Here is a 3,432-nt window from a genome sequence, read left to right on the forward strand (position 1 = left end):
TATCATGTTTTTTTCAATCATCTGATTCATGATACCGGTCTGCCAATGCAATCCATCCTGTGGGTAGCTGTAGTCTGTACGCAAGGTTTCGCCTAAACTGTTGGTCGTGATCTGTTCTTTCAATCCAAAGTAAGGAGAATTTCCATAAACATAATTACTGTTCGTTTGTATAGTACCATTGGATAGATAAGATTCTTCCTTTACCTCTTTTAATTTAATAGTTCCAAAATAATTATAGTAATAAGATGCGGAATAGTTGAGCAATTCCCAATTGTAAGGCAAATAAGAACCTTCAGGAAAATCAAAATTTTTCCTTGCCACAAAGCCAGGTAACATTCCTTCGTCTAGGACTTGGTATTGGAACATCTTTTTACCTACCGGAGCTTTCTGTGCATCATAGTAGATTTCTTCTTTTACTTTGTCGTAGTAAAAATTACTGCTATAGTTAGATTGTGGAGTTCCAAAAATGGGAGACCCCAAAATATGATTTGCAGCGTGGTCTTCAATGATATTGTAATGTTTCTCTATAGCTCCTATATTCGTATTTCCGTTGTCTAATATTTCCGTTATTACCGTATAATTGGTCGAAGAATTCCTGCTGACAAACTGAGATGTGATAGAGGAAGAATTCACCGTAAATTTGGGTGCATTTGGATGGGATGTTGGTTCGTCATCATCAGACCTTGGAGGGCAGTAAAGCCAAAAGTCTCCTGTTTCATAATAAGATGGTTCATAAGTTGTCGACATCGTGGTCTTATTGGAAGGATATTCACTGAATTTATTATAGAAGTATTTTTTCTTATTGTAGCTTCCCTCTTCGTTATAATCAACTATTTGTTTTACTCTGGCTCCGGATCCATAAAAAGGAGTTTCTTCATAAACGGTTTCCGCGTTGTATGTGATATTTACCACTCCATAAGCGGGGTTCCATGGTTTTGAGTTTAATGAAATTGAGACTTCATACGTACTTCCAGCTTCCGTACAAATCGGATCGCGTTGATAGGTGAATGGCGGTATAAAAGTACTCACACAAGTTCGATCCGGGTTAGAGGAAACAGGTGTTCCGTAATCTCTTCCCAAGGATAACACTACAATTCCATTCTTACGAATTGTCACATTATATACGTCATGTAACGGATCAGGATCGGTTGTACAATTGGGGTTATATGTGTCAAGATCTCCGCTGGCCGAAAAATTTAAGGGTGTACCGTTCGCTACAAATGTAAACGTCTCAGTTGTTCCCGCAGGTTCATTACAGTCCTTTGTTACATTTAATATCTTATTATTATAAACTAATTTGGGCGTTATGACGTAATTTGAATTTGCCTCATACTCTACATGGCTATATCCTCCGGTGGGATAAGTGATCTTTTCGAGCATTCCATAGTGTACAACGTCTGGACTTACTTCAAGATTGGCAGTAGCAAATCCGGTACCTCCATAACTTTGCATATAGTCCCAGATCGGAAAAATTGTAGACAGTTTACTACTAAAAGGTCTTACATTGCTGGTTCCATTATTAAAACCGAATTTATCCTTTGAGAAGCTTAACCGATTAGGAAGTTTGTTTTCTTCATAATAATCAAAAATATATTTTTGTTCTTCAGGAGAAGATGTCCCATCCTTAATGGTCATATTCTTTAGGAATGTTCTGTATCTTAGGTCTGCATTGCCTTCCAACTTCCAATCCAGCACTGTATTTCTATTTTGGATCTCGTTATAAGTAAATGATACAACTTTCAAAGGGTTAGGATTATTAAGTGCAAACACCTTCATTTCTTTCAAGGATTTTCCACCTCCGTCCAATCGATTTGAATTATAAGTGAATTCTATGTTCCCGTTATCAAATTGAATATTCGAAAGTACTTTAGACTTCATGTCATTAAAATACCTACAGTCCGAATAACTGTATTGATACGTATTAAGAGGTTGGAAGCATTGCTGGGAATACGTCAGGTTGTAGGACGCATTTGTAAAGTACATCAAGTTATTGTCGGCGTACGAAAAATAAATTTTATTGTTAGCCGGAGAAATTATTTCTTTTAAATACCATGCTGAATAGTACCAATCTTTTGGTCCCACAAAGCAATCTCTGCTGCTCATATTTCCTTCTAAATAGTCAGCATTCCCTCCCAAAATATATTTATACCCATTACTGTCTGTAATGGTAAATGTAGAATGTTTTCCATAGGTAGTTCCTATCGTATGCTGTGTAAATTCAATTTTCAAATATTGATCACTATTTATGTGCGGAACTAAATTCTCATCAAAGTAAAAGCTACCCGATATTCCATTAACATTAAAAGAAAACCAATCCGGCTCGGCATCATGACTGGCTCCTTCTGCAGTAGCCCAAATCCCGTCTATTGTTGTTTGCAATTGTAAGTTTACTGGCTGAGAAGGATACCATGTTGTCACTGCCCGCTCATCGGGTAACCCTCTCATAACTCTTGAAACGACTCCTCCGGCTCTTAGGCTCCAATCTGTTCCAACTATCCCTGCAAGTCCATCAACCCTTACTCCATTGCTGAAGTAATCTACAGAGATCGGGACTGATATATCTTTTTGTTGTATCGTATAGAGCGGAACACTATAACTGAACCCTCCCGAACTTCCATTTAAAGGAATATTCCCGTGAGTTGCAAATTCAAACGCTGTCGGAGAAGGAGGTGCAACCTGCGGAGTGTACTCTTGAACACCACTCTGGGCTAACGTACTGTTTATTATAAAAAATATGGTGAGAGAAATGAGTATTTTCATAATACCATGATTCAATTGATTGGTCATATTTCCTGGGTTTTTGTCTTATGTAGCTTTTATATTATATGATAGTGTCTGACTTTATTTACTTCCTTTCTTGATGACTTTTATATCCTGGATATGGTTGTCGATGTTGATCTTGAAGATATAAACTCCCGGAGGGTAGCCCTGCAAATCAATAGGAGTGGTTCTGTAAGGTAAGTCTTTGGACTGAAGCTTTCTTCCCACCATGTCAAAGACTTCTACCTTGGCTGTGGTGTAGCTTTCTGAGATGACGATGTTGGTGTATTGATTCGTTGGATTCGGGTAGATCTCAACGAGCTGTCTCTGCTCATCCTGTTTGTTCTTTTCTCCCAGCTTTACTACCCAGAAGTCATTGCCGCCGATGCTTGCTCTGTCCTTGTCATCTGATTTCTTGGAGTCTGAATTGCCTGCCAGGATGTAGCCGCCATCCCTGGTTTGGGTCAGTCCTTTGAGCTGGTCGGTGTCTTTTCCTCCAATGCTCTTGCTCCAAAGCATTTCTCCCTTGTGGTTTATTTTTAAGGCGATGTAGTCATTGATGCCTTTGTTGTCTGTTTTTCTGCCTAGTGTTTCTGTTGAAGCATAGCCTCCCAGCAGGTAAGTATTGTCTTCTGATTTTGTAGCTGAAACCAATACATCCCATTGTCCGAA

General features: G+C 38.7%; 2 protein-coding genes. Both read right to left on the minus strand.

The window, feature by feature from the left end:
- On the minus strand, nucleotides 1-2,760 hold a 2,760-nt coding region (locus B8977_RS14865), incomplete at its 3' end, for a hypothetical protein (RefSeq protein ID WP_084019067.1).
- An 81-nt stretch (nucleotides 2,761-2,841) separates the two neighbouring features.
- Nucleotides 2,842-3,432, minus strand: a 591-nt coding sequence (locus tag B8977_RS14870) for a T9SS type A sorting domain-containing protein (protein WP_143736553.1), incomplete at its 5' end; no start/stop codon positions are given.

The organism is Moheibacter sediminis (assembly GCF_900176425.1).
In the GTDB taxonomy this organism is placed as follows: Bacteria; Bacteroidota; Bacteroidia; order Flavobacteriales; family Weeksellaceae; genus Moheibacter; species Moheibacter sediminis.